Here is a 21,390-nt window from a genome sequence, read left to right on the forward strand (position 1 = left end):
CTTTCTCCATCAATTCATCGCGGCATTCGGCGCGTGCGCACCGTTTCGCCGCGTCACACCAGCCAGCCCGAGGACGAACAGCGCAGAGCACAGAACCGGCACCGCGGCCGCGTGGAACAGCGCATCGTTCGACCAGTTGAGCGCAATCAGTTGTCCGCCGACGAGCGGCCCGAGCACCGAGCCGATCCGGCCGATGCCGAGGCTCCAGCCGATGCCCGTCGAGCGCAGCGACGTCGGGTAATACTGGCCCGCGAGCGCATTCACGGCCGGCTGCCCGCCGACCACGCAGAACCCGCCCGCGAACACGACGACCAGCAGCCACGGCAGCGCATGCGCGACCGAGCCGATCAGCCCCACCGACACGGCCGCGCACGCGAAGCACGCGAACAGCACGCGCACGAAGCCATGGCGTTCGATGAACCAGCCGAGCGACAGCGTGCCGATCACGCCGCCCGTCTGCAGCACCGTGCCGACGATCACCGCCGTGCCCGGCGCATAGCCCGCATCGCGCATCACGGTCGGCAGCCAGTTCGACAGGAAGTACAGATCGATCAGGTTCATGAAGCTGATCGCCCACAGCAGCAGCGTGACCGGCAGGCGGCCGTGGCTGAACAGCTCGGCCACCGGCGCGCCGGTCGCGGCGCGCTCGCGCACGACGAGCCGCGTGTTCGCATCGATGCCGGCCTGCGGCGCGAAGCGCGCGAGCCAGTCGCGCGCCTGCGCGACGCGCCCTTTCAGCACCAGGAACTGCAGCGACTCGGGCAGCCGCGCGACCATCGCGATCGTAAGCACGAGCGGCACCGCGCCGCCGACGAAGAACACCGAACGCCAGCCGAGCGCCGGAATCAGCGCGGCGCTGATGAAGCCGCCGAGCGCAGCGCCGAGCGTGAAGCCGCACGACACCATCATCATCCGCTTCACGCGATGCGCGGCCGGACTGAACTCGCCGACCAGCGCCATCGCGTTCGGCATGATGCAGCCGAGGCCGAGGCCCGTGACGAAGCGCAACGCCATCAGCACGGGAATCGAACTTGCGAACGGCGTCGCGAGCATCGTCAACGCGAAGAACAGCGTCGAGCCGATCAGCACCGGGCGCCGCCCGATCCGGTCGGCCAGCACCGACAGCCCGAGCGCACCGAGCAGCATCCCGAACAGGCTCGCGCTGAACACCGGGCCGAGCGCCTGCTTCGGCACACCCCATTCGGCAATCACGCTCGGCGCGACGTAGCCCATCGCCTGCGCATCGAAACCGTCGATCACGAGGCACAGCCCGCACAACGCGAGCAGCATCCAGTGAAAGCCCGGGCGATGGGTCTCGTCGATCACGCGCTCGACTTCGAGCACGCGCGCGTCGGCCGGCGCCGCGCTCATTGCGCGACCTCGGCGGCCGGATGCACGGGCGGCGTCACGCCCTGGCGCGCGAGCGCCATCGCTTCGCGCAGCACGTCGGCGTCGCCGATCTGGTTCGCGAGCAGCAGGATCAGCTTCGCGTTGACGAGCTGGCTGTCGGCGTCGGACAGGTCGCGATGCATGTCGATCAGCGCTTCATAGAACGCGTCCGGATCGGCCAGGCGCGGGCGGGTGTCGAGTGAGGGCATGACGGAGTCTCCGGTGTTTTTTTCGTGTCCAATGCGGTATTCAGCGTGCGCAGATCGCGCGCGCCAGTGCGTCGGCAAGCGCCTGACGGTCGAACGTGCGCATCCGTGCGCAGACATGCTGGTCGGGACGCAGCAGGTAGAACGTGCCGGGCTTCGCGTCATAGCGTTGCGCGGCGAAACCGCCGACGTCCTCAACGACGTCGATGCCGGCCACCGGCTGCGCGTGCCCGGCCGGCACGACGAGCACCGGCCGCACCGGCAGCGCGAGGCCTTCGACGGCCTGCGCGAGCGCGGCCGCGTCGCCCGGCAATCCGAACAGCACGCAGGTGAAGCCGCCGCGCAGGTGCTGCAGCAGCCAGCCCGCCGCACCCTGCACACGCACCGGCGCATCGGCTGCCGCCGCGCCCGGCCGCATCGCGCATGCGAATGCGTCGCCGTCTCGGTCCGGCGTGTTCAGCGGCGAATCGGCCAGCACGGCCGGCACCGACAGGCGGCCGCTGTTCACGAGCTTGCGCGCGAACTCGCAATCGCGCGCAAGCTTCAGCGTCGCGTCGCGGAACACGCGCGACACCGGGCTTTTCGGCGTGATGAAATCGGTCGAGCGCGTCGAGTTGCGGATGTTCTCGTCGGCCGCGAACTCGCGCTCGCTCGCATATGTATCGAGCAGGCGGTCGGCCGAGCGGCCGTCGAGCACGAGCTTCAGCTTCCACGCGAGGTTGTCCGCATCCTGCACGCCGCTGTTCGCGCCGCGCGCGCCGAACGGCGACACGCCGTGCGCGGAGTCGCCCGCGAACAGCACGCGGCCGTGACGGAACGACTCCATCCGCTGGCAGCGGAACGTGTAGACGCTCACCCATTCGAGCTCGAACTCGGCGTCCGGCCCCAGCAGCGCGCGCACGCGCGGGATCACGCGCTCCGGCTGCTTCTCGGCGACGGGATCGGCGTCCCAGCCGAGCTGGAAGTCGATGCGCCACACATTGTCGGGCTGGCGGTGCAGCAGCACCGACTGGTTCGGGTGGAACGGCGGATCGAACCAGAACCAGCGCTCGGTCGGAAACTCCGCCTTCATCTTCACGTCGGCGATCAGGAAGCGGTCCTTGAACGTACGGCCGTGGCTTTCGAGGCTCATCATCGTGCGCATCGGGCTGCGCGAGCCGTCGGCCGCGATCACGTATTGCGCGCGCAGCGTCGCGACGCCGTCCGGCGTCTCGATCGTCAGCACCGCATGCTCGGCCGATTGCTCGACGCCCGTCACCTTGTGCTTCCAGCGGATGTCGATGTTCGGCAGCTCGAACGCGCGATCGGCCAGATAGCCTTCGACGTAGTACTGCTGCAGGTTGATGAACGCGGGGCGCGCATGCCCTTCCTCGGGCAGCAGGTCGAATGCATACAGTTGCTCGTCCTGCAGGAACACCTTGCCGACGTGCCAGCTCACGCCCTTGTCGACGAAGCGCTCGCCGCAGCCGAGCCGGTCGAAGATCTCGAGCGTGCGCTTCGCGAAGCAGATCGCGCGCGAGCCGGTGGACAGCGTGTCGTCGTCGTCGAGCAGCACGACGGGCACGCCCTGCTGCGCGAGGTCGATCGCGGCCGACAGGCCCACCGGGCCCGCGCCGACGACGATCACCGGGTGAACGGCCGCGTCATGCGCGCGCGGACGGTACTCGAACTTCAGCGTCTGGTAATCGATGCTCATGGTCGCCATCCGCTCCTCAACCCTGCCGTGCGCGCGCCGGCGCGCCTGTCGTCCCGCCCGTCGCCTGCCGGCGCTCCCGCCCGCCTTTCCTGTCAACCGCCACGTCTCGCTCCTTGCTTCCTGTTGATTCGCGAACGGCGCCGTCGAGCGGCGCCCGAATGCCGCATTTCTTGATCGGCGACAAATCCTGGATTTACGAATAGTAAAACCAATTACGAATAGTGAAATCAACGTAAACCCTAGGCGCGGGCTCGAGAACGGGATAACCATATGAGCGAAACGCCGAGCCGAGCGTGGCGCGCGCTGCTAATATCCAGATACGAGGCGGCCCGTTCGGCCGCCGTTTTTCCTTCATACGCCGATGATTCCGCCCACCATTCCCGAGCTGGTCGCCCGTGCCGGGCAACTGCCGTATCTGCGGGATCACCTCGCGCTTGCCGAAGGCGGCACCGCGAGCGCGAATCTGCCCGAGCGCACGCTCGGCAGCGCCTACGAACCGATCTACGACGTGACGATGCCCGGCGCGCCGCAATCGACGTCGTTCACCGACGCGATCGAGCGCTACGGCGACGAACTCGGCTTCCAGGCTGTTACGGTCGTCACCGGTGCCGCACACGATCCGGTCGACTCGGCCGTCGACGACCAGACGCTCGTCGCGATCGACCGCCTGTCGCGCGCGCTGCACGCGATCAACTTCTTCGGCGCGCAGCGCCACGGGCTGCTGTTCCTGCGCGTGCACGAACGGCTGCTCAAGAGCGTGAAGTACGACCACGGCAAGCATTTCTCGTCGGTGCTGCAGCGCTTCGGGCTGCCGACCGAGCGGATCGTGATCGAGCTGCCGGCGGTCGCGGTCGCACACAAGACCTTCCTCGGCTACCTGACGCGCAGCTACCAGCATCACGGCTTCAAGGTCGCGGACAAGCTGCCCGATCCGGGCCGCATCCTCGCGGTCGAATCGGACATGGCGCGGCCCGACTACATCAAGATGGATGCGGGCATCGCGTTGCGCGACGGGATGGTCAAGGCGCTCGTCGCGTATGCGCAGCGCGTGCGGATTCCGCTGATCTTCGACGGTGTCGTCGACGAGACGCAGTGCGAGCTGCTGCGCCAGCACGACGTGCGGTTCATGCAGGGGCCCGCGTTCGCGAAGGTCGTAACGGCCTGAACGGATGGGGCGGCAGGCGCGCGCGGAGAGCGGCGCGCCGGATGCCGGATGCCTGTTGCGGGTGTTGTGCTGATTGCGGAATAGCGAGATCGGGTCGCGTGGCGCGACCCGCCGCCCGACGTCGGCGCGTCGGCGCGTCGGCGCGTCTGCGCCGATGGTTACCGCTTACGCTCGTCCGCCATCGTCGTACTTGGGCAGATCGTCGTCGATCTCAATGCCCGGGAAACGATCCCCATACCAGACATGCCATGCCGGACGCAGCCGCGCCGGCTCGTCGAGCGTCGCATAATTGATCTCGACCGTTTTCGGCGCGCCGCCAAGCCGGTATTCGAGCTGCGCGCCGCAACGGCCGCAGAAGCGCCGCTCGCCCCACGCGCTCGACGCGTAGACGGTCGGCTCGCCCTGCAGGTATTCGAACGCGTCGATCGGCACCGATGCCGATGCGACGACCGCCGCGCCGGTCGTGCGCTGACAGAGCCGGCAGTGGCAAAAGCCGGCATCGGTCGGAACGTGGGCGATACGGTAGCGGATCGCGCCGCACGCGCATCCGCCTTCCATTGATTCCGGGTGAGACATCGCAAACCTCGTCGTCGGGAAGCTGGCGAACGATGATGAGCGCGGTTCGACCGCAGCACAAGAGACGGCGGCAGCCCTCACCCGCTCGACCCTCTCTCACCAACCGGAGACGAAACCGCTGCGGCGCGACGGCGACGGCCGCGCGCCGCGTTGCTCACGCCGTTTGCCCGAGCCGCTGCGCGAGCGCCTTCAGCTTCGGCCCGACCTGCGTACGGAACACGTCCTCGTCCATCGACGATGCGGGGCCGCTGCAGCTCAGGATCAGCCAGCGCCCCTCGCGCGGCTCGCGAAACGGCACGGCCGCCGCGTTCACGTCCATGTGCCACGCGCGAAACGAATAACAGCAACCGCCCGCCGAAAACTCGGCCACCGCTTGCTGTGCGGCGGCGACGAGCGCATCGGCGTCGGCCGCGCCGCCGGCCGCGCGATGCAGTTCCGCATAAAGCGCGCGGCGCACGTCCTCCGGCTGCACGGCCAGGTACGCGCGCCCCATCGAGCTCGTCAGCATCGACAGCCGCGATCCGCGAGCGAGCCCGAGCGTCAGCGCGGTCTCGCTGCGGATCGTCTCCAGATAGATCATGTCGAGCCCGTCGCGGCAGCCGAGCGATACGGCCGCGCCGATCTCGCGCGCGAGCGCCTGCATGTGCGGCCGCGCGAGATCGATCGTCCCCGAGCCCGACAGCAGCGCGTAGCCGAGCGACAGCACGCCGGCGTCGAGCGCATACTTTCCGAGCGTCTCGTCGTAGCGCAGGTAGCCGAGCACCGTCAGCGTATAGGCCAGCCGGTTCACGGTCGCCTTCGGCAGCCCCGTGCGCTCCGCGAAGTCACGGTTGCCGAGCATCGTCTCGCCGGGCCGGAATGCGCGCAGCAGGTCGAGCCCGCGCGCGAGCGCGACGACGAACTTGCGTTCGTCGATCGTGGTTTCGTCGATGGTTGAAAGTGTCATCTGGTGCTACACTGGGTTCGATTTGCAAAACATTGTTCCGCACAGCGGAACTTCAGTCAAGCGATCATTTGGCATGAGCCCGGCCAAACCGGGGACGACCGCAAAGCATGGGGTCCGCGTAAGCGCTGAAGCGCCAACGCGGACCGACAGGAGATGAGACGATGAGTGCTGCAACTTTTCATTGGGACGATCCGCTGCTGCTCGACCAGCAACTGACCGAGGAAGAGCGGATGGTGCGCGATGCCGCGCAGGCTTACGCGCAGGACAAGCTCGCGCCGCGCGTCACCGAAGCGTTCCGCCACGAACGCACCGACGCAGCCATCTTCCGCGAGATGGGTGAAATCGGCCTGCTCGGCCCGACGATTCCGGAGGAATACGGCGGCCCCGGCCTCAATTACGTGAGCTACGGGCTGATCGCGCGCGAAGTCGAGCGCATCGATTCGGGCTACCGGTCGATGATGTCCGTACAGTCGTCGCTCGTGATGGTGCCGATTCACGAATTCGGCTCGGACGCGCAGAAGCAGAAATACCTGCCGAAGCTCGCGACCGGCGAATGGATCGGCTGCTTCGGGCTGACCGAGCCGAACCACGGCTCCGATCCGGGCAGCATGGTCACGCGCGCGAAGAAGGTGCCCGGCGGCTACTCGCTGTCCGGCGCGAAGATGTGGATCACGAATTCGCCGATCGCCGACGTGTTCGTCGTGTGGGCGAAGCTCGAAGAGAACGGCAAGGACGCGATCCGCGGCTTCATCCTCGAGAAGGGCTGGAAAGGCCTGTCCGCGCCCGCGATCCACGGCAAGGTCGGGCTGCGCGCATCGATCACCGGCGAGATCGTCCTCGACGAGGTGTTCGTGCCCGAAGAGAACCTGATGCCGAACGTGAGCGGCCTGCGCGGCCCGTTCACCTGCCTGAACTCGGCGCGCTACGGGATCGCATGGGGCGCGCTCGGCGCCGCCGAATCGTGCTGGCACACCGCGCGCCAGTACGTGCTCGACCGCCAGCAGTTCGGCCGGCCGCTCGCCGCGAACCAGTTGATCCAGAAGAAGCTCGCCGACATGCAGACCGAAATCACGCTCGGCCTGCAAGGCGTGCTGCGCCTCGGCCGGATGAAGGACGAAGGCACGGCGGCCGTCGAGATCACGTCGATCATGAAGCGCAATTCGTGCGGCAAGTCGCTCGACATCGCACGGCTCGCGCGCGACATGCTCGGCGGCAACGGCATCTCCGACGAATTCGGCGTCGCGCGCCACCTCGTGAATCTCGAAGTGGTCAACACGTACGAAGGCACGCACGACATTCACGCGCTGATCCTCGGCCGCGCGCAGACAGGCATCCAGGCATTCTTCTGATCGTCCGGATGCGGCGCGCCCGGCAGCGATGCCGCGTACGCGCAAGAAGATACGGCCCGCCCGGCATGACTGCCGGGCGGGCCGTTTTTCATCCGATATCGGATCCGCGATCCGGGCCGCCGGCCCGGTACCGCGTTCACGCGCCGATGCTTACTTGTTCGGCTGCGGCGTGAGGCGCAGATACGGACGCACCGCATTGAAGCCCTTCGGGAAACGCTTCTTCAGCTCTTCCGGATCCTGCAGCGACGGCACGATCACGACATCGTCGCCGTCCTTCCAGTTGCCGGGCGTCGCGACCTTGTAGTTGTCGGTCAGTTGCAGCGAGTCGATCACGCGCAGCACTTCGTCGAAGTTGCGGCCCGTGCTGGCCGGATAGGTGATGGTGAGCCGCACCTTCTTGTTCGGGTCGATCACGAACAGCGAGCGCACCGTCAGCGTTTCGTTCGCGTTCGGATGGATCATGTCGTACAGCTGCGAAACCTTGCGGTCCGCATCGGCAATGATCGGGAAGCCGACGACCGTCGACTGCGTTTCGTTGATGTCGTTGATCCAGCCCTTGTGCGATTCGACGCCGTCGACCGACAGCGCGATCACCTTCACGTTGCGTTTCTCGAATTCGCCCTTCAGTTTCGAGGTCAGCCCGAGTTCCGTCGTGCACACCGGCGTGTAGTCGGCCGGGTGGGAGAACAGGACGCCCCAGCTGTCGCCGAGCCACTCGTGAAACTTGATCGGGCCCAGGCTCGATTCCTGCTCGAAATCCGGTGCGATGTCGCCAAGACGCAGACTCATGATGTTCCCTCCTCGAACGATGCTGGTTGAAACCGCGCGCCGTATGGCACGGGACAGTCCATCAGCTTACGGGAAGCAATGGGCCGTGCGAACGATTATTCCGTTTGATATTCATACTTTTTTGTCATTTTTGCGCGGTGTCGCGGCAAGACGGCCGGCCACGTGGGAAACTTTTCACCTCGTTTGCCGCTCTGCCGATAATTACAAATCGTTTACCATGCGAACTTGCACTGCCGCCGTGCGTCTTCCCGGCTCGCCAGCAGGCAGGCGTTTCGCTACGATGTGAACCTGCAGCATGACAGCACGAAGGGAGTTGCAATGTCGGAAATCAACAAGGAGAAACTGATGTCGGATATCAAAACCGTTCTCGCGGACGCCGAAGACCTGCTCAAGCAAGCCGCCAGCAGCACGGGCGACCGTGCGGCCGAGCTGCGCGAGAAAGCCATGTCGCGCCTGAAGCAGGCCAAGGACAAGGCAGCCGACGTCCAGGTCGTGGTCGTCGAGAAAGGCAAGAAGGCCGCGCGCGCGACCGACGATTACGTGCACGAGCATCCGTGGACGTCGATCGGCGTTGCAGCCGGCGTCGGCGTGCTGATCGGTCTGCTGATCAACCGCAAGTAACGCGCGCTGCGCCGTTCCGTCCCGTGGGCCGCGTCGCGCGGCCTGCGGGCGTCGAAGCCGACCGGCGGTTGCCGCCGGCCGGCTTTGTCCTAGCTGCTCACTGCACGCGCAAGCACCTCACCCATGACGACAGACACCACCTCGCAGCCATCCGGCCAAGGACCGCTGCGCCGCCTCGTCGGCTCCGCGATCGGGCTTCTGCAAACGCGCCTCGAACTGGTGGGCATCGAGCTTGCCGAAGAGAAGGAACGCCTGATGGGCGTGCTGTTCCTCGGGCTCGCCGCAATGATGCTCGCGACGATGGCGCTCATGAGCCTGACCGTGCTCGTCGCGATCGCGTTCTGGGATACCTATCGCTGGCAATCGCTCGCAGCGATCACCGCGCTGTATGCCGCAGGCGGCATCGTGTGCGCGCTGAAGGCGCGCTCGGGCCTGCGCGACGCGCCGACCGTGTTCGAGGCGACGCTCGCCGAACTCGACAAAGACCGCGAACTGTTCCGCGGCAAGCCGTGAACGCAGTCGTGTTCGCCCTTCCCACCTACTTCGCCGACGCGCCATGAGCCAGAACGTCACGGGCAATGCACACCGCCCCCATTCGTCGCGATCGCACTGGAGCGCATCGCAACATCGCGCGCTCCGCAAGGAATTGCTGATCCTGCGATCCGAAGTCGAGCGGCTCGAACTCGCGGCGGCCGCCGGCGAAATGCGCCAGGCCGTCACGCGCTTCAGCTGGCTCAAGGTATTCATCCCCGGCCTTTCCGGCAGCAAGTTCAGCCAGTCCGCAAAAAACCTGAACACGAGCCTCGGCCACCTCGTCAACCAGTATCCGATGCTGAGTTCGCTCGCGTCGCTCGTGCTGGCGAAACCCGTTCGCTCGCTGCTGCGCGCGAGCGCGGGCCCCGCGCTGAAGTGGGGCACGCTCGGCTTCGCCGCATGGGAGGTCTACCGGATCTGGAAGCAGTCGCGCGACGAGCGCGAGCTCGACGCACACGACGACTGATACTCGGCGACCGGCGCGCACGGCCATGCGCCGTTGCGCGTCCTTCGTGCGAATTCAGCGCACGCCCCAGCAAGCAGCACCCTGTTCGTCGGCGCCATCCCGTCGCGCATTGCCCTTCGTCCCGTCCGAACGCAGCGTGAAGGCGCCGCACGCATCGTCGTGCATCGGGCCCGTGTCGAGCGGACTAGCTTCCAGCTCGTAGGTTACCGGCGAGTCGTCGCCGTCCGGCCGCCTGAGCGTCAATCGATAAACGGCCCGCCCGTCCGGCGGCGCCTGCGCGAGCGCGTCCGGCAGGGCCGGAGGCGGCGCACCGTCCAGCGTTTCGAGATATTGGGCCGCCCGATACAGCGCGGACACCGCCGACGCGCGATGAACGCGCACGACATGCTCGCGATACGACGGGATGCCCCATCCGGCCAGCACCGCGACGATCGCGAGCACGATCATCAGCTCGAGCAACGTGAATCCCGCCGATCGGTACACGGACGCGGAACCGTTCATCGAAGCACCGCCGCGACGCGCCGCCAGCGCAGCGCAACGATGCGTCCGTCGCGTATTGCGACCTGGTGTTGCAGCCAGACGGCGCTCGACGTGTGCGCGCCGACACCACGTGCGGTGACGACGTAAGCGCGGCCGCCGGCCGGCCCTGCCCCGCGCCACGCCTCGATCAGGCATCGCGGCGGCTGCGCGGCCATCGGCCATCCGGCGAACGGCGCGAACGCTTCGGCGGCCGCCATCGCCGGCATGCGCCGCCACGCGTCGGGCTCCGCGCGCGATTCGCCTTCGTTCACGTAGGGTGCCGAGCCACGGAGCAATCGCGCGGTGCACGCCGCAAGCGCGGCATCAGCCGCGTGGAATGCGATCAGCCGATCCGACAACGCACGCGTACGGCGCGATTCCGTCAGCGCGGATTCGAACCACGTGCCTGTCAGTGCCGCAACGGCGGCACCGACCGCAATCACAGCGGGCAATGCAAGGCCCGCGTCGCGACGCCAATCGCGACCGGCCGACCGGAAACGTATGCGCGGCTCGCGCCGGTTCGTTGCCATGGCTCCCGTGCGCGCGGCCTGGCTCGGTTCTTCACCGTTTGCCACAATGCGCCCATGCATGTCGCCGGCCGCAACGCATCGCGATATCTCCCGCGCGTATCGTCCTGCTTCGCTCATCGCAACACCTCGCGTGCGTGCGTTGCGTCGCGCAACGTATCGTCGAATGCGATCGCTGCATTCCTCAACGCGACGACACGATGCAGCGTCAAACGTGCATGGCCGTCCTGTGCAACCGCAGCGCGACCGTCGCAATCGACGTGACGGGCCGGCTCGCGCATCGGTTCGCCGCGCGCCCGCACGCAGACATGCACGGCCACGACATCGCGCCAGTCGTCGACACGCATTGCATCGGCATCGACGAACTGCATGCCACCGCGGCGAAGATAGCGCGCACGCAACTGATCGATGCCCGACACGACCGGCTGTGGCGTGCCTGGACGGCCGTTTCCTTCGCAGTACAGTTCGGGCTCGCCCGTCGACGGGCTGACGTGCGCATCGAAGCGGTTCTCCACCGGAGCCCGTTCGCCGGACACGCCGACACCCTGCCCGAGGCAATCCGACACCTGGCCGCTCACCGTCGGCCACGTCGACACGGCATCGCCGACATACCGGATCAGCAGTGCGTCCGATGAAGCGCGCGCAGGTTCGCACCGCACCTGCGCACCGTCGCCGCGCACGCGCGCCATCGAACAACCGAACACAGGCGGCAACGATGACGCGCCTTCGGCATCGAGCGGCCGGAATCCTGCCATCTGGAGCTGCTGGCCGATCAGCATCAGCGCGGTGCCGGCTGCATCGCGCATCCGGAACCCGTCTTCCGCGCGCCGCTGCGCAACGCGCTGCGCGTGATACAGCGCACCGGCTGCCGCCAGCACGAGGAGACCGACGGTCATCGCGATCAGCACTTCGAGCAGCGTATGCGCACGCATGCGGCAATCAGCGTTCATCTGCACCAGCCTCCCGAAACGGAATCCGGACGCAAGACGGCGGCTGCGCCGATGCACCTGCACCTTCGCATCGCGGCGAAACCGCTGCATTGCCGCCTCTCCAGCCGACAATCGCGTACCGGACGCCGGCCGGCTCCTCGTCGAGCGTCATCGCACCGCCGGGCAACGATGCAGCCGCCAGCGCCGCGAGACCGTCGTCGGCTCCTGCGCCGGCGCGCGGGCGCTCGATACGCGCATCGGCCAGCCACAGCGCGCGTTCACGCCAGATCGTCGCCCGCTGCGTGCGCGCCATCGCAAGCTGGCTGCCGGCCACCGCCAGCATCACGGTCGCGAGCAGCGCGACGGCCAGCATCGCCTCGATCAGCGACGTGCCGCGCATTGCGTTGCGCATGGTCATCACGCCGCGTCGCAACGGCCGGCGACAACGCGCGCGCGGCCGCCCGCCGCAATCCGCACGCAACGCGAAGCGCGTGCGTCGTCGGCTCCGGACGGGTCGCGGCGCGGACGCAATTCGAAACGCCGGATTCCGCCGATCGCCTGGCCGACCGGCGGTGCGAAAGCCAGATCGTGCGCGGCGCCCGCGACGGCCACTTCGGCATCGCGCGGATAGCGCCGCAGCACGCGCGACTGCCCGTCGAATTGCCCGCTGACGAGCCAGTCGCACGACCATTCGGCTGGATCGCACCGCTCGCCGGCACGCAAACAGGCGCCGTCGTTCCCGGCCCGGCACAGCGTGACGCGCACGCCGAGACGCGTCGCCTCGGTACGTGCGAACGACAGCGCCCCGAGCAACGCAAGCGAGCGCGCGTCCACGCGTTCGCGCATGCGCCACTGGTCGAACGCGGGCGCCGCATGGAGCGCGAGCCCGGCCACCAGCGCGATAACGACCATCAGCTCGACGAGCGTGAACCCGCCCGAGCGTCGCACCACGTTTTTCAAGGATGGATAGCGCAGTCCCATCGCAGTCGTCCTCCGCCAAGGTGATGCGACGACTGTAGCGACGTATGCGGACGCACGCCATTTGCCGAACGGCCGACTGGCGATATGCGATCGCGACCGACACAATCGGCGCGAACTGAACCAACGGAGAAGACGATGAACGGACGCAGCGCGTCAGCGCTTACGCGGAGTCTTGGCGGGAGAGGCGCGACGGAACTCTTCGATCACGTCGGCAAATTCGGAAACGTCCTCGAACCGGCGATACACCGATGCGAAGCGGACATAAGCAATCGTATCGAGGCCGCGCAACTCGTTCATCACGAGTTCGCCGAGCTTCTCGCTACGCACTTCACGCTCGCCTGTCGCGAGCAGTTGATATTCGATGCGGGCGACCGCCGCGTCGATCGCGTCGGCAGCAACCGGCCGCTTGCGCAGCGCGAGTTGCATGCTGGCGACGATCTTGCGACGGTCGAATTCCGTGCGGCTGCCGTCCTTCTTCACGACGAACGGCAGGGACAGCTCGACCCGCTCGTACGTCGTGAAGCGCTTGTCGCAAGCCGAGCAGCGACGGCGCCGCCGAATCGCGGCGCCATCTTCGGACACGCGCGAGTCAACGACCTGCGTGTCGTCATGCCGGCAGAACGGGCAGCGCATCGTCGATCAGCGATAGACCGGGAAACGCTTGGTCAGCTCGGCGACCTGCGCACGCACGCGCTCGATCGTCGCTGCATCTTCCGGGTTGTCCAGCACGTCGGCGATCAGGTTGCCCACCTGCTCCGCTTCCGCCGGCCCGAAGCCGCGCGTCGTCATCGCCGGCGAACCCAGGCGCACGCCGCTCGTCACGAACGGCTTTTCCGGGTCGTTCGGGATCGCGTTCTTGTTCACCGTGATGTGCGCCGCACCCAGTGCCGCTTCCGCTGCCTTGCCCGTGATGTTCTTCGCGCGCAGGTCGACCAGCATCACGTGGCTTTCCGTACGGCCCGACACGATCCGCAGCCCGCGCTTCACCAGCGTTTCAGCCAGCACGCGCGCGTTCTCGACCACCTTTTCCTGGTATGCCTTGAATTCCGGCGACAGCGCTTCCTTGAACGCCACCGCCTTCGCCGCGATCACGTGCATCAGCGGGCCGCCCTGGATGCCCGGGAAGATCGCCGAGTTGATCGGCTTCTCGTACTCGGACTTCATCAGGATCACGCCGCCGCGCGGGCCGCGCAGGCTCTTGTGCGTCGTCGTCGTCACGAAATCAGCGTGCGGCACCGGGTTCGGGTACACGCCGGCCGCGATCAGGCCCGCGTAGTGCGCCATGTCGACCATCAGGTACGCGCCCACCGACTTCGCGATCTTAGCCAGACGTTCGAAATCGATCTTCAGCGAGAACGCCGACGCGCCCGCGATGATCAGCTTCGGCTTGTGTTCCTGCGCGAGCTTCTCGGCCGCTTCGTAGTCGATGTCTTCGTTCTCGTTCAGGCCGTAGCTCACCACGTTGAACCACTTGCCCGACATGTTCACCGGCGAGCCGTGCGTCAGGTGGCCGCCGTGCGCGAGGCTCATGCCCATGATCGTGTCGCCCGGCTTGAGCATCGCGAAGAACACGCCCTGGTTCGCCTGCGAACCCGAGTTCGGCTGCACGTTCGCGGCTTCCGCGCCGAACAGCTGCTTCACGCGGTCGATCGCCAGCTGCTCGACCACATCGACGTACTCGCAGCCGCCGTAGTAGCGCTTGCCCGGATAACCTTCCGCGTACTTGTTCGTGAGCTGCGAGCCCTGCGCGGCCATCACGGCCGGGCTCGTGTAGTTTTCCGACGCGATCAGCTCGATGTGATCTTCCTGGCGGCGGTTTTCCTGCTCGATCGCTGCAAAGACTTCGGGATCGACGTTCGCGATGGTGCTTTGGGCTCTGTCAAACATACGGTTTCCGTTAAGTGTGTACAGGTTGACCGGGGTGGCCGAGTACGGTGCGCTGCTGGCGGGACCAGCTCGACGTGGCGGAAGAATCCGGATGACGCGAGGCAGGACAGCCACCGGCGATGCACGCGACGGCGCACAACGGCTGCCCAGGCGAACGGCAAAAACGGCGCCCCGCGCTTCACGGTGGGATGCTCCACCTTGAACCCGAAGGGTTCTATCGCCAGTCACGCAGGGGTGATGAGCGCGTTAGTGTATTGGATGCGTCATGAATAGGCAACCGCACGGCAGCGCGCCGGGAGCAATTGGGGCCAGACTCTACGCGCCCGTGCCGAAACGCTTTGCCGCCTTGCCGCGGTGCGGCAATCTCAGTAGGCTTGCGGGATATCACCCGCTACTTTGTTATCGACCAGGAGCAGCAATGATCGTGTTCGTCACAGGCGCGTCCGCCGGCTTCGGCGCCGCCATCGCCCGTGCCTTCGTCAAAGGAGGCCACCGCGTCGTCGCGACCGCGCGTCGCAAGGATCGTCTCGATGCGCTCGCCGCCGAGCTCGGCGATGCCCTTCTGCCGCTCGAGCTCGACGTGCGCGACCGCGCGGCCGTCGAAGCCGTGCCGGCCGCCCTTCCCGCCGAATTCGCGGCGCTCGACGTGCTCGTCAACAACGCCGGCCTCGCGCTTGGCGTCGAGCCGGCCCACAAGGCCAGCCTCGACGAATGGCAGACCATGATCGACACGAACTGCTCGGGCCTGGTGACCGTCACGCACGCGCTGCTGCCCGGCATGATCGAGCGCGGCCGCGGCCATATCTTCAATCTCGGTTCGGTTGCCGGCACCTATCCGTATCCGGGCGGGAACGTATACGGCGCAACCAAGGCTTTTGTCCGACAATTCAGCCTGAACCTGCGCGCCGACCTGATCGGCACGCCGTTGCGCGTGACCGACATCGAGCCGGGCCTGTGCGGCGGCACGGAATTCTCGAACGTCCGCTTCCGCGGCGACGACGCAAAGGCGGCGAACGTGTACCAGAACGTCCAGCCGCTCACGTCCGAGGACATCGCCGACACGATCTACTGGATCGCGACGCGCCCGGCACACGTGAACATCAACACGATCGAGATGATGCCGGTCGCCCAGGCGCCGGCGGGCCTCACGATCCATCGCGGCTGACCCATCGCGCGCAGCTGCGGCCGGCCTCCGGCCGGCCCGCGGTGTGCCGCGTCGTACTACATTCCGTTACGAAACGGTTACGAATCCGGTTCCTGCGTTCCGGTAGAATGCGCGCCATGACTCAGCCTACCCGCTCCCCGGAAGGGCGTTCCGGCTTTACCTGGCCGGTGCGCGTGTACTACGAGGATACCGATGCAGGCGGCATCGTCTTCTATGCCAACTACCTGAAGTTCTTCGAGCGCGCCCGCACCGAGTGGCTGCGCGCATGCGGCATCGACCAGCGTCGGCTCGCCGACGACACCGGCGCGATCTTCATCGTCCGCAGCACGTCGCTCGACTACCGCGCACCGGCGCGACTCGACGACACGCTGGCGATCACGAGCCGGCCCGGACGCATCGGCCGCGCATCGGTGGAATTCACGCAGGAAGCCTGGTGTGGCGACACGCTGCTCGTGGCCGGACATATCCGCCTCGGCTGCGTCGACCGTAACGGTATCCGGCCCGCGGCCATCCCGCCGGCCGTGCTCGACGCGCTGCACCGCGGGCCCGTCATCGATACCGGGCAGACTGTATTGTCAACGAAGCTCGCATGAGCGCCGTTTAGACAAAGCCTATGAACTTGCCTTCCTGATTCGATACTAAGCAAGGTTCGGCGCCAGGCTCGGCCGGCGCGCCGCGCCGCACGCATACCGGGCGCCCCGAAGGGACGTTACTCAAACCTCTATGAACACTTCTCAAGACCTGTCGATCATTTCCCTCGTCCTCAACGCGAGCGTGCTGGCCCAGGCCGTGATGGGGCTGCTGTTGCTGCTGTCGCTGATGTCGTGGACCTTCATCTTCCGCAAGTGGTTTGCGATCCGGCGCGCACGCGCGCAGACCGAACGCTTCGAGAGGGATTTCTGGTCGGGCGGCGACCTGCAGGCGCTGTACCAGAGTGCGGCCAACAACCGCCACACGATCGGCGCGCTCGAGCGGATCTTCGAATCGGGCATGCGCGAATTCCTGAAGGCGAAGGAAAAGCGCCTCAGCGATCCGGGCCTCGTGCTCGACGGTGCACGCCGCGCGATGCGCGCGTCGTTCCAGCGTGAAATGGACGTGCTCGAAGCGAACCTCGCGTTCCTCGCATCGGTCGGTTCGGTCAGCCCGTACATCGGCCTGTTCGGCACGGTCTGGGGGATCATGAACTCGTTCCGCGGCCTCGCGAACGTGCAGCAGGCCACGCTCGCGAACGTCGCGCCGGGCATCGCCGAGGCGCTCGTCGCCACCGCGATCGGCCTGTTCGCCGCGATTCCGGCGGTGGTCGCGTACAACCGCTACGCGCACGACATCGACCGCCTCGCGATCCGCTTCGAGACCTTCATCGAAGAGTTCTCGAACATCCTGCAGCGTCAGGCCCAGTAAGGAGCTCGCCATGGCAGGAAGTCCCATCCGATCCAGCATGCGCGGCGGCCGCTCGCGCCGCGCAATGGCCGACATCAACGTCGTGCCGTACATCGACGTGATGCTGGTGCTGCTCGTGATCTTCATGGTCACCGCACCGCTCGTCGCCCCGTCGATCATCAACCTGCCGACCGTCGGCAATGCCGCGCCGCAGGAGCAGACGCCGCCCGTCGTCGTCAACATCAAGGCCGACCGCACGATGAGCGTCAAGTACAAGGGCGACTCGGGCGCGACCCAGGAAGACACGATGACGAAGGCCGAGCTCGACGGCTTCATCTCGGCCCGGCAGGCCGATCATCCCGACCAGCCGGTCGTGATCGCAGCCGACAAGACCGTGCAGTACGATGCGGTCATGACCGTGATGTCGGATCTGAAGGCGCGCGGCGTCAAGCGCGTCGGCCTCCTCGTCAAATCGCAATGAACCGGCAGCAATCCCTGCGCAGCACCGGCTATCCGCCTCGGCCACCTCGCGAGCGCGGCACCTGGCGTGCATTCGCGCTCGCCGCGCTGATGCACGTGCTGCTCGCGCTGTTTCTCTATCACGGCGTGCAGTGGCAGAACAGCACGCCGGCCGGCGCCGAAGCCGAGCTGTGGACCGAAGTGCCCGACGTCGCCGCGCCGCGGCCTGTCGTGACGCCGCCCGCGAAGGTCGCGCCGCCCCCTCCCCCGGTGCGCGACGAACAGGCCGACATCGCGCTGCAGCAGAAGAAGCGGCAGCAGGAAGCAGCCGCGCGCGAAGCGCTGCTCGAGCAGCAGCGCCACGCCCAGCAACTGAAGGCCCAACAGGAAGAGGACGCCCGGCGCGCGCAGCTCGCGGCACAGCAGGCTGCCGCGCTCGCCGCGCAGAAGGCCGCGGAACGCGACAGGCAGAAGCAGGCCGACAAGCTCAAGCAACAGCAGCTCGCCGAGCAGCAGAAGCTCGAACAGCAGAAACTCCAGCAGCAGAAGCAGGCGCAGCTCGAAGCGCAGCAGGCGGCGAAGGCGAAGTCCGACGCGGCCGCGAAGGCGAAGGCGGAAGCCCAGGCCAAGGCGAAGGCCGAAGCCACGGCGCGCGCAAAGGCCGATGCGGCGGCGAAGGCGAAGCTCGACCGCGAACGCAGCGCGCGTCTCGCTCAGATGCAGGGCCTGTCCGGCGCCGGCGAAGGCGGCGGCGAAGGCCTTGCGAAGAGCGGCACGGGCACGGGCTCCGGCGGCAACGCCGCATCGCCCGGCTATGCCGACAAGGTGCGCCGCCGCGTCAAGCCGAACATCGTTTGGGGCGGCGAGCGAGCAGGCCTGACCACCGTCGTCAAGATTCGGTGCACGCCGTCCGGTGACGTATTGAGCGCATCGGTCTCCCGCTCCAGCGGGAATTCGGGGTGGGATCAAGCCGTGGTCAATGCGATCCAGGCATCGGTCCCGTTGCCGCCCGATTCTAACGGTCGTACCCCGTCGGACATTACGATTACCTTCAAGGCGGCGGAGTGAAAGGAAATACGCTTACACTCCGGGCGTCGCTGTCGGACGGGAACGAATCGGGTATTTTTACTGTCTCTCTGCGGTTGCGCAGCGATCCAAGTCATACGGGAAGCAAGAAGCATGAGTTTGATGACAAAACTAGGTTTCAGGGCACTCGTGGCCTCGTGTCTGATTGCGGCGGGCAGCGCCGCTAACGCCCAGGTCAACGTGTTGATCACCGGTGTCGGTTCGACCCAGTTCCCCATTGCCACCGCGAATTTCGCGAACGAGGCGGGCCTGCCGCAGCAGGTCACGTCGATCGTCCGCGCCGACCTCGCCCGCAGCGGCAAATTCACCAACATCGACGCGGGCAGCACGCCCGTGCCCGAGACCGCCTCGGTCGATCTCGGCGCATGGAAGGCCAAGGGCGCGAATGCGTTCGTCGCCGGCAGCGTGAACCGCGACGCGAACGGCCAGTACAAGGTCAACTTCATCCTGTACGACACCGTGAAGCAGCAAAGCCTCGGCGGCCTGTCGCTGACGGCACCAAACGACGGCTCGCTGCGCAAGGTCGGTCATCAGATCGCCGACTACATCTACCAGAAGCTGCTCGGCACGCGTGGCGTCTTCGCCACGCGCCTGTCGTACGTGGTCAAGATCGGCAACAAGTACAAGCTGCAGGTCTCCGATTCCGACGGACAGAATGCGATCAGCGCACTGACGAGCACCGAGCCGATCATCTCGCCGGCCTGGTCGCCGAACGGCACGAAGGTCGCGTACGTGTCGTTCGAGCGCAAGAAGCCGATCGTCTACATCCACGACCTGCCGACCGGCCGCCGATACATCGTCTCGGACCAGAAGGGCAACAACAGCGCACCGGCATGGTCGCCGGACAGCAACACGCTCGCCGTCGCGCTGTCGCTGACCGGCAACACGCAAATCTATACGGTCAATGCGAACGGCGGCGGCCTGCGCCGTCTCACGCAGAGCAGCTCGATCGACACCGAGCCGTACTACTCGCCGGACGGCCGCTGGATCTACTTCACGAGCGATCGCGGCGGCGCGCCGCAGATCTACCGGATGCCAGCACAGGGCGAAAGCGCCGGTGCCGCGCAGCGCGTGACCTTTACCGGCAGCTACAACACGAGCCCGCGTGTGAGCCCGGACGGCAAGCTGCTCGCCTACATCTCCCGCACCGGTGGGGGCTTCAAGCTGTACGTTCAGGATCTGCAATCCGGCGCGGCGAACGCCATCACGAATACGAACCACGACGAATCGCCGAGCTTCGCGGCAAACGGCCAGTACCTTCTGTACGCTACCCAGTCGGGTGGTCGCAACGTTCTGGCTGCAGTGCCCTCCGACGGCAGCGCGCCGCCACAGATCCTGTCCGTCCAGGGCGGCTCCGTTCGTGAGCCGTCTTGGGGGCCCTTCATGCAATGACCACAAGGAGAGTAACCATGATGTCGAATAAAGCCCGTCTGGCTCTGGCCGTGATGATGATCAGCGCGCTCGCAGCGTGCAAATCGGGCGTGAAGCTCGACGACAAGGCAAACGCGGGTGCAGTCAGCACGCAACCGAGCGCCGACAACGTCGCGCAAGTGAACGTCGATCCGCTGAACGACCCGAACAGCCCGCTCGCGAAGCGCAGCATCTACTTCGACTTCGACAGCTATTCGGTGAAGGACGAGTACCAGCCGCTGATGCAGCAGCACGCTCAGTACCTGAAGAGCCATCCGCAGCGCCACGTGCTGATCCAGGGCAACACCGACGAACGCGGCACGAGCGAGTACAACCTCGCACTGGGCCAGAAGCGTGCGGAAGCCGTCCGCCGCGCGATGGCGCTGCTCGGCGTGAACGATTCGCAGATGGAAGCCGTGAGCCTCGGCAAGGAAAAGCCGCAGGCAACGGGTCACGACGAAGCGTCGTGGGCGCAGAACCGTCGCGCAGACCTCGTCTACCAACAGTAAGTAACGGAAGAATCGCCGTATGACGCATCGTGTATCCTGGCTGCGCGTTGCCGCAGCATTCTGCGTCGCCGGCGCGGCGTGGTCGGCCGCGCCGGCGCACGCCGGCGTGTTCGACGACAACGAAGCGCGCCGCGCCGTGCTCGACCTGCGCAGCAAGACCGACAACCTGGCGAGCCAGTTGTCCGCCGCCCAGCGTACGATCCTCGATCAATCCGGCCGTCTCGACCAGCTGAACCAGCAGGTCGCGACGCTGCGCGGCGAGAACGAGGACCTGACGAACCGGCTGACGACGCTCGAGCGGCAGCAAAAGGAGTACTACCAGGATCTCGACACGCGGCTCAAGAAGTTCGAGCCGCAGCAGGCGACGATCGACGGTGTCGAAGGCACCGTGCAGCCGGGTGAAACGGATGCGCTCAACGCGGCGCAGCAGCAGTTCCGCAACGGCAACTTCAAGGCGGCGGCGGCTTCGTTCCGCAGCTTCATCGCGAAGTATCCGCAGAGCCCCCACCAGCCGACCGCGCAGTACTGGCTCGGCAACGCGCAATACGCGCTGCGCGACTACCGCGGTTCGACGGCGACGTGGCAAGGGATCGTCAGCAAGTACCCGCAACACCCGCGCGCGGCCGATGCGCTCGTGGCGATCGGTACGAACCAGCTCGAACAAGGCCAGAAGGCGGCCGCGAAGAAGACGTTCGAGCAGGTGGTGTCGCAGTACGCCGGGTCGAACGCGGCGCAGACGGCGCAGGGCAAGCTCGAAACGATCAAATAATTATCGTGGCGGATTGTTGACTCACCGAAAAT

Annotated in this window: 26 protein-coding genes and 1 riboswitch; of the genes, 13 read left to right on the forward strand and 13 right to left on the reverse strand. The window is 66.7% G+C overall.

What is annotated here, in order from left to right:
• Positions 1-9 precede the first annotated feature (9 nt).
• From KVT39_RS06765 to KVT39_RS06775, 3 genes are read right to left on the reverse strand one after another with little or no spacing between them, the layout of a single operon-like run.
• Positions 10-1,371, reverse strand: a complete 1,362-nt coding sequence (locus KVT39_RS06765; protein WP_217588208.1) for an MFS transporter — start codon at positions 1,369-1,371, stop codon at positions 10-12.
• A complete protein-coding gene (locus tag KVT39_RS06770) occupies positions 1,368-1,598 on the reverse strand; it encodes a DUF2783 domain-containing protein (protein ID WP_021157152.1) in 231 nt (76 codons plus the stop codon). The genes KVT39_RS06765 and KVT39_RS06770 overlap by 4 nt, the downstream gene beginning before the upstream one ends.
• A 40-nt stretch (positions 1,599-1,638) precedes the next feature.
• Positions 1,639-3,300 carry an FAD-dependent oxidoreductase gene (locus KVT39_RS06775; RefSeq protein ID WP_217588209.1) on the reverse strand — a complete coding sequence of 554 codons (1,662 nt, stop codon included), beginning with the start codon at positions 3,298-3,300 and terminating at the stop codon, positions 1,639-1,641.
• A gap of 352 nt (positions 3,301-3,652) precedes the next feature.
• On the opposite strand from KVT39_RS06775, the gene KVT39_RS06780 reads away from it, so the two are divergent.
• A complete protein-coding gene (locus tag KVT39_RS06780) occupies positions 3,653-4,456 on the forward strand; it encodes an EAL domain-containing protein (RefSeq protein WP_034182837.1) in 804 nt (267 codons plus the stop codon).
• 165 nt (positions 4,457-4,621) lie between these two features.
• Here the strand turns inward: KVT39_RS06780 and KVT39_RS06785 are convergent, their stop codons facing one another.
• Complete coding sequence (locus tag KVT39_RS06785; RefSeq protein ID WP_034182836.1) at positions 4,622-5,032, reverse strand: GFA family protein; 411 nt, start codon at positions 5,030-5,032, stop codon at positions 4,622-4,624.
• A 154-nt stretch (positions 5,033-5,186) separates the two neighbouring features.
• Complete coding sequence (locus KVT39_RS06790) at positions 5,187-5,978, reverse strand: IclR family transcriptional regulator (RefSeq protein ID WP_217588210.1); 792 nt, start codon at positions 5,976-5,978, stop codon at positions 5,187-5,189.
• Between the two features lie 161 nt (positions 5,979-6,139).
• Here KVT39_RS06790 and KVT39_RS06795 point away from each other — a divergent pair, with 161 nt between their 5' ends.
• Positions 6,140-7,327, forward strand: a complete 1,188-nt coding sequence (locus tag KVT39_RS06795; protein ID WP_217588213.1) for an acyl-CoA dehydrogenase — start codon at positions 6,140-6,142, stop codon at positions 7,325-7,327.
• A gap of 150 nt (positions 7,328-7,477) precedes the next feature.
• Here KVT39_RS06795 and KVT39_RS06800 read toward each other — a convergent pair whose 3' ends face one another.
• A complete protein-coding gene (locus tag KVT39_RS06800) occupies positions 7,478-8,116 on the reverse strand; it encodes a peroxiredoxin (protein WP_034182833.1) in 639 nt (212 codons plus the stop codon).
• A gap of 318 nt (positions 8,117-8,434) precedes the next feature.
• Here KVT39_RS06800 and KVT39_RS06805 point away from each other — a divergent pair, with 318 nt between their 5' ends.
• From KVT39_RS06805 to KVT39_RS06815, 3 genes are all read left to right on the forward strand, one after another.
• Positions 8,435-8,737, forward strand: coding sequence for a YqjD family protein (locus KVT39_RS06805; RefSeq protein WP_026044969.1), 303 nt, complete (start codon positions 8,435-8,437; stop codon positions 8,735-8,737).
• A 123-nt stretch (positions 8,738-8,860) separates the two neighbouring features.
• Positions 8,861-9,250 carry a phage holin family protein gene (locus tag KVT39_RS06810; protein ID WP_034182832.1) on the forward strand — a complete coding sequence of 130 codons (390 nt, stop codon included), beginning with the start codon at positions 8,861-8,863 and terminating at the stop codon, positions 9,248-9,250.
• A gap of 43 nt (positions 9,251-9,293) precedes the next feature.
• Complete coding sequence (locus KVT39_RS06815) at positions 9,294-9,737, forward strand: DUF3318 domain-containing protein (protein WP_217588215.1); 444 nt, start codon at positions 9,294-9,296, stop codon at positions 9,735-9,737.
• Positions 9,738-9,791: 54 nt separating this feature from the next.
• On the opposite strand, the gene KVT39_RS06820 is transcribed toward KVT39_RS06815, so the two are convergent.
• The 7 genes from KVT39_RS06820 to glyA form a co-directional block, all read right to left on the reverse strand.
• Positions 9,792-10,238, reverse strand: coding sequence for a type IV pilin protein (locus tag KVT39_RS06820; protein ID WP_217588217.1), 447 nt, complete (start codon positions 10,236-10,238; stop codon positions 9,792-9,794).
• The gene (locus tag KVT39_RS06825) at positions 10,235-10,696 is read right to left on the reverse strand and encodes a pilus assembly protein (protein WP_217588338.1); all 462 of its coding nucleotides are present in this window, start codon (positions 10,694-10,696) and stop codon (positions 10,235-10,237) included. The genes KVT39_RS06820 and KVT39_RS06825 overlap by 4 nt, the downstream gene beginning before the upstream one ends.
• A gap of 203 nt (positions 10,697-10,899) precedes the next feature.
• Entirely contained in the window at positions 10,900-11,733 is an 834-nt protein-coding gene (locus KVT39_RS06830; protein WP_034182829.1) for a PilW family protein, read from the reverse strand.
• Positions 11,723-12,130 carry a hypothetical protein gene (locus tag KVT39_RS06835; protein WP_217588221.1) on the reverse strand — a complete coding sequence of 136 codons (408 nt, stop codon included), beginning with the start codon at positions 12,128-12,130 and terminating at the stop codon, positions 11,723-11,725. The genes KVT39_RS06830 and KVT39_RS06835 overlap by 11 nt, the downstream gene beginning before the upstream one ends.
• Positions 12,130-12,693 carry a GspH/FimT family pseudopilin gene (locus KVT39_RS06840; protein WP_034182828.1) on the reverse strand — a complete coding sequence of 188 codons (564 nt, stop codon included), beginning with the start codon at positions 12,691-12,693 and terminating at the stop codon, positions 12,130-12,132. Before KVT39_RS06840 ends, KVT39_RS06835 begins: the two co-directional genes overlap by 1 nt.
• A 153-nt stretch (positions 12,694-12,846) precedes the next feature.
• On the reverse strand, positions 12,847-13,326 hold the full coding sequence (gene nrdR, locus KVT39_RS06845; protein WP_006476792.1) for a transcriptional regulator NrdR: 480 nt from the start codon (positions 13,324-13,326) through the stop codon (positions 12,847-12,849).
• 6 nt (positions 13,327-13,332) lie between these two features.
• On the reverse strand, positions 13,333-14,580 hold the full coding sequence (glyA, locus tag KVT39_RS06850; RefSeq protein WP_034182827.1) for a serine hydroxymethyltransferase: 1,248 nt from the start codon (positions 14,578-14,580) through the stop codon (positions 13,333-13,335).
• 137 nt (positions 14,581-14,717) lie between these two features.
• A riboswitch (ZMP/ZTP riboswitch) is annotated at positions 14,718-14,818 on the reverse strand.
• Positions 14,819-14,998: 180 nt separating this feature from the next.
• Here glyA and KVT39_RS06855 point away from each other — a divergent pair.
• From KVT39_RS06855 to ybgF, 8 genes are all read left to right on the forward strand, one after another.
• Positions 14,999-15,745, forward strand: a complete 747-nt coding sequence (locus tag KVT39_RS06855; RefSeq protein ID WP_034182826.1) for an SDR family NAD(P)-dependent oxidoreductase — start codon at positions 14,999-15,001, stop codon at positions 15,743-15,745.
• A 107-nt stretch (positions 15,746-15,852) separates the two neighbouring features.
• Positions 15,853-16,338 carry a tol-pal system-associated acyl-CoA thioesterase gene (gene ybgC / locus KVT39_RS06860; protein WP_034182825.1) on the forward strand — a complete coding sequence of 162 codons (486 nt, stop codon included), beginning with the start codon at positions 15,853-15,855 and terminating at the stop codon, positions 16,336-16,338.
• A gap of 130 nt (positions 16,339-16,468) precedes the next feature.
• Positions 16,469-17,146: a protein TolQ gene (gene tolQ, locus KVT39_RS06865; RefSeq protein ID WP_034182824.1), complete on the forward strand. Its 678-nt coding sequence runs from the start codon at positions 16,469-16,471 to the stop codon at positions 17,144-17,146.
• A gap of 10 nt (positions 17,147-17,156) precedes the next feature.
• Positions 17,157-17,606, forward strand: coding sequence for a protein TolR (gene tolR, locus KVT39_RS06870; protein ID WP_034182823.1), 450 nt, complete (start codon positions 17,157-17,159; stop codon positions 17,604-17,606).
• Positions 17,603-18,652, forward strand: coding sequence for a cell envelope integrity protein TolA (gene tolA / locus KVT39_RS06875; protein ID WP_217588225.1), 1,050 nt, complete (start codon positions 17,603-17,605; stop codon positions 18,650-18,652). The genes tolR and tolA overlap by 4 nt, the downstream gene beginning before the upstream one ends.
• Positions 18,653-18,763: 111 nt before the next feature.
• A complete protein-coding gene (tolB, locus tag KVT39_RS06880; protein WP_217588226.1) occupies positions 18,764-20,062 on the forward strand; it encodes a Tol-Pal system beta propeller repeat protein TolB in 1,299 nt (432 codons plus the stop codon).
• 17 nt (positions 20,063-20,079) lie between these two features.
• A complete protein-coding gene (gene pal / locus KVT39_RS06885) occupies positions 20,080-20,589 on the forward strand; it encodes a peptidoglycan-associated lipoprotein Pal (RefSeq protein WP_034182820.1) in 510 nt (169 codons plus the stop codon).
• Between the two features lie 19 nt (positions 20,590-20,608).
• On the forward strand, positions 20,609-21,358 hold the full coding sequence (gene ybgF / locus KVT39_RS06890) for a tol-pal system protein YbgF (RefSeq protein ID WP_034182819.1): 750 nt from the start codon (positions 20,609-20,611) through the stop codon (positions 21,356-21,358).
• Positions 21,359-21,390: the final 32 nt, after the last annotated feature.

The organism is Burkholderia sp. GbtcB21, from assembly GCF_019091065.1.
GTDB lineage: Bacteria > Pseudomonadota > Gammaproteobacteria > Burkholderiales > Burkholderiaceae > Burkholderia > Burkholderia pyrrocinia_C.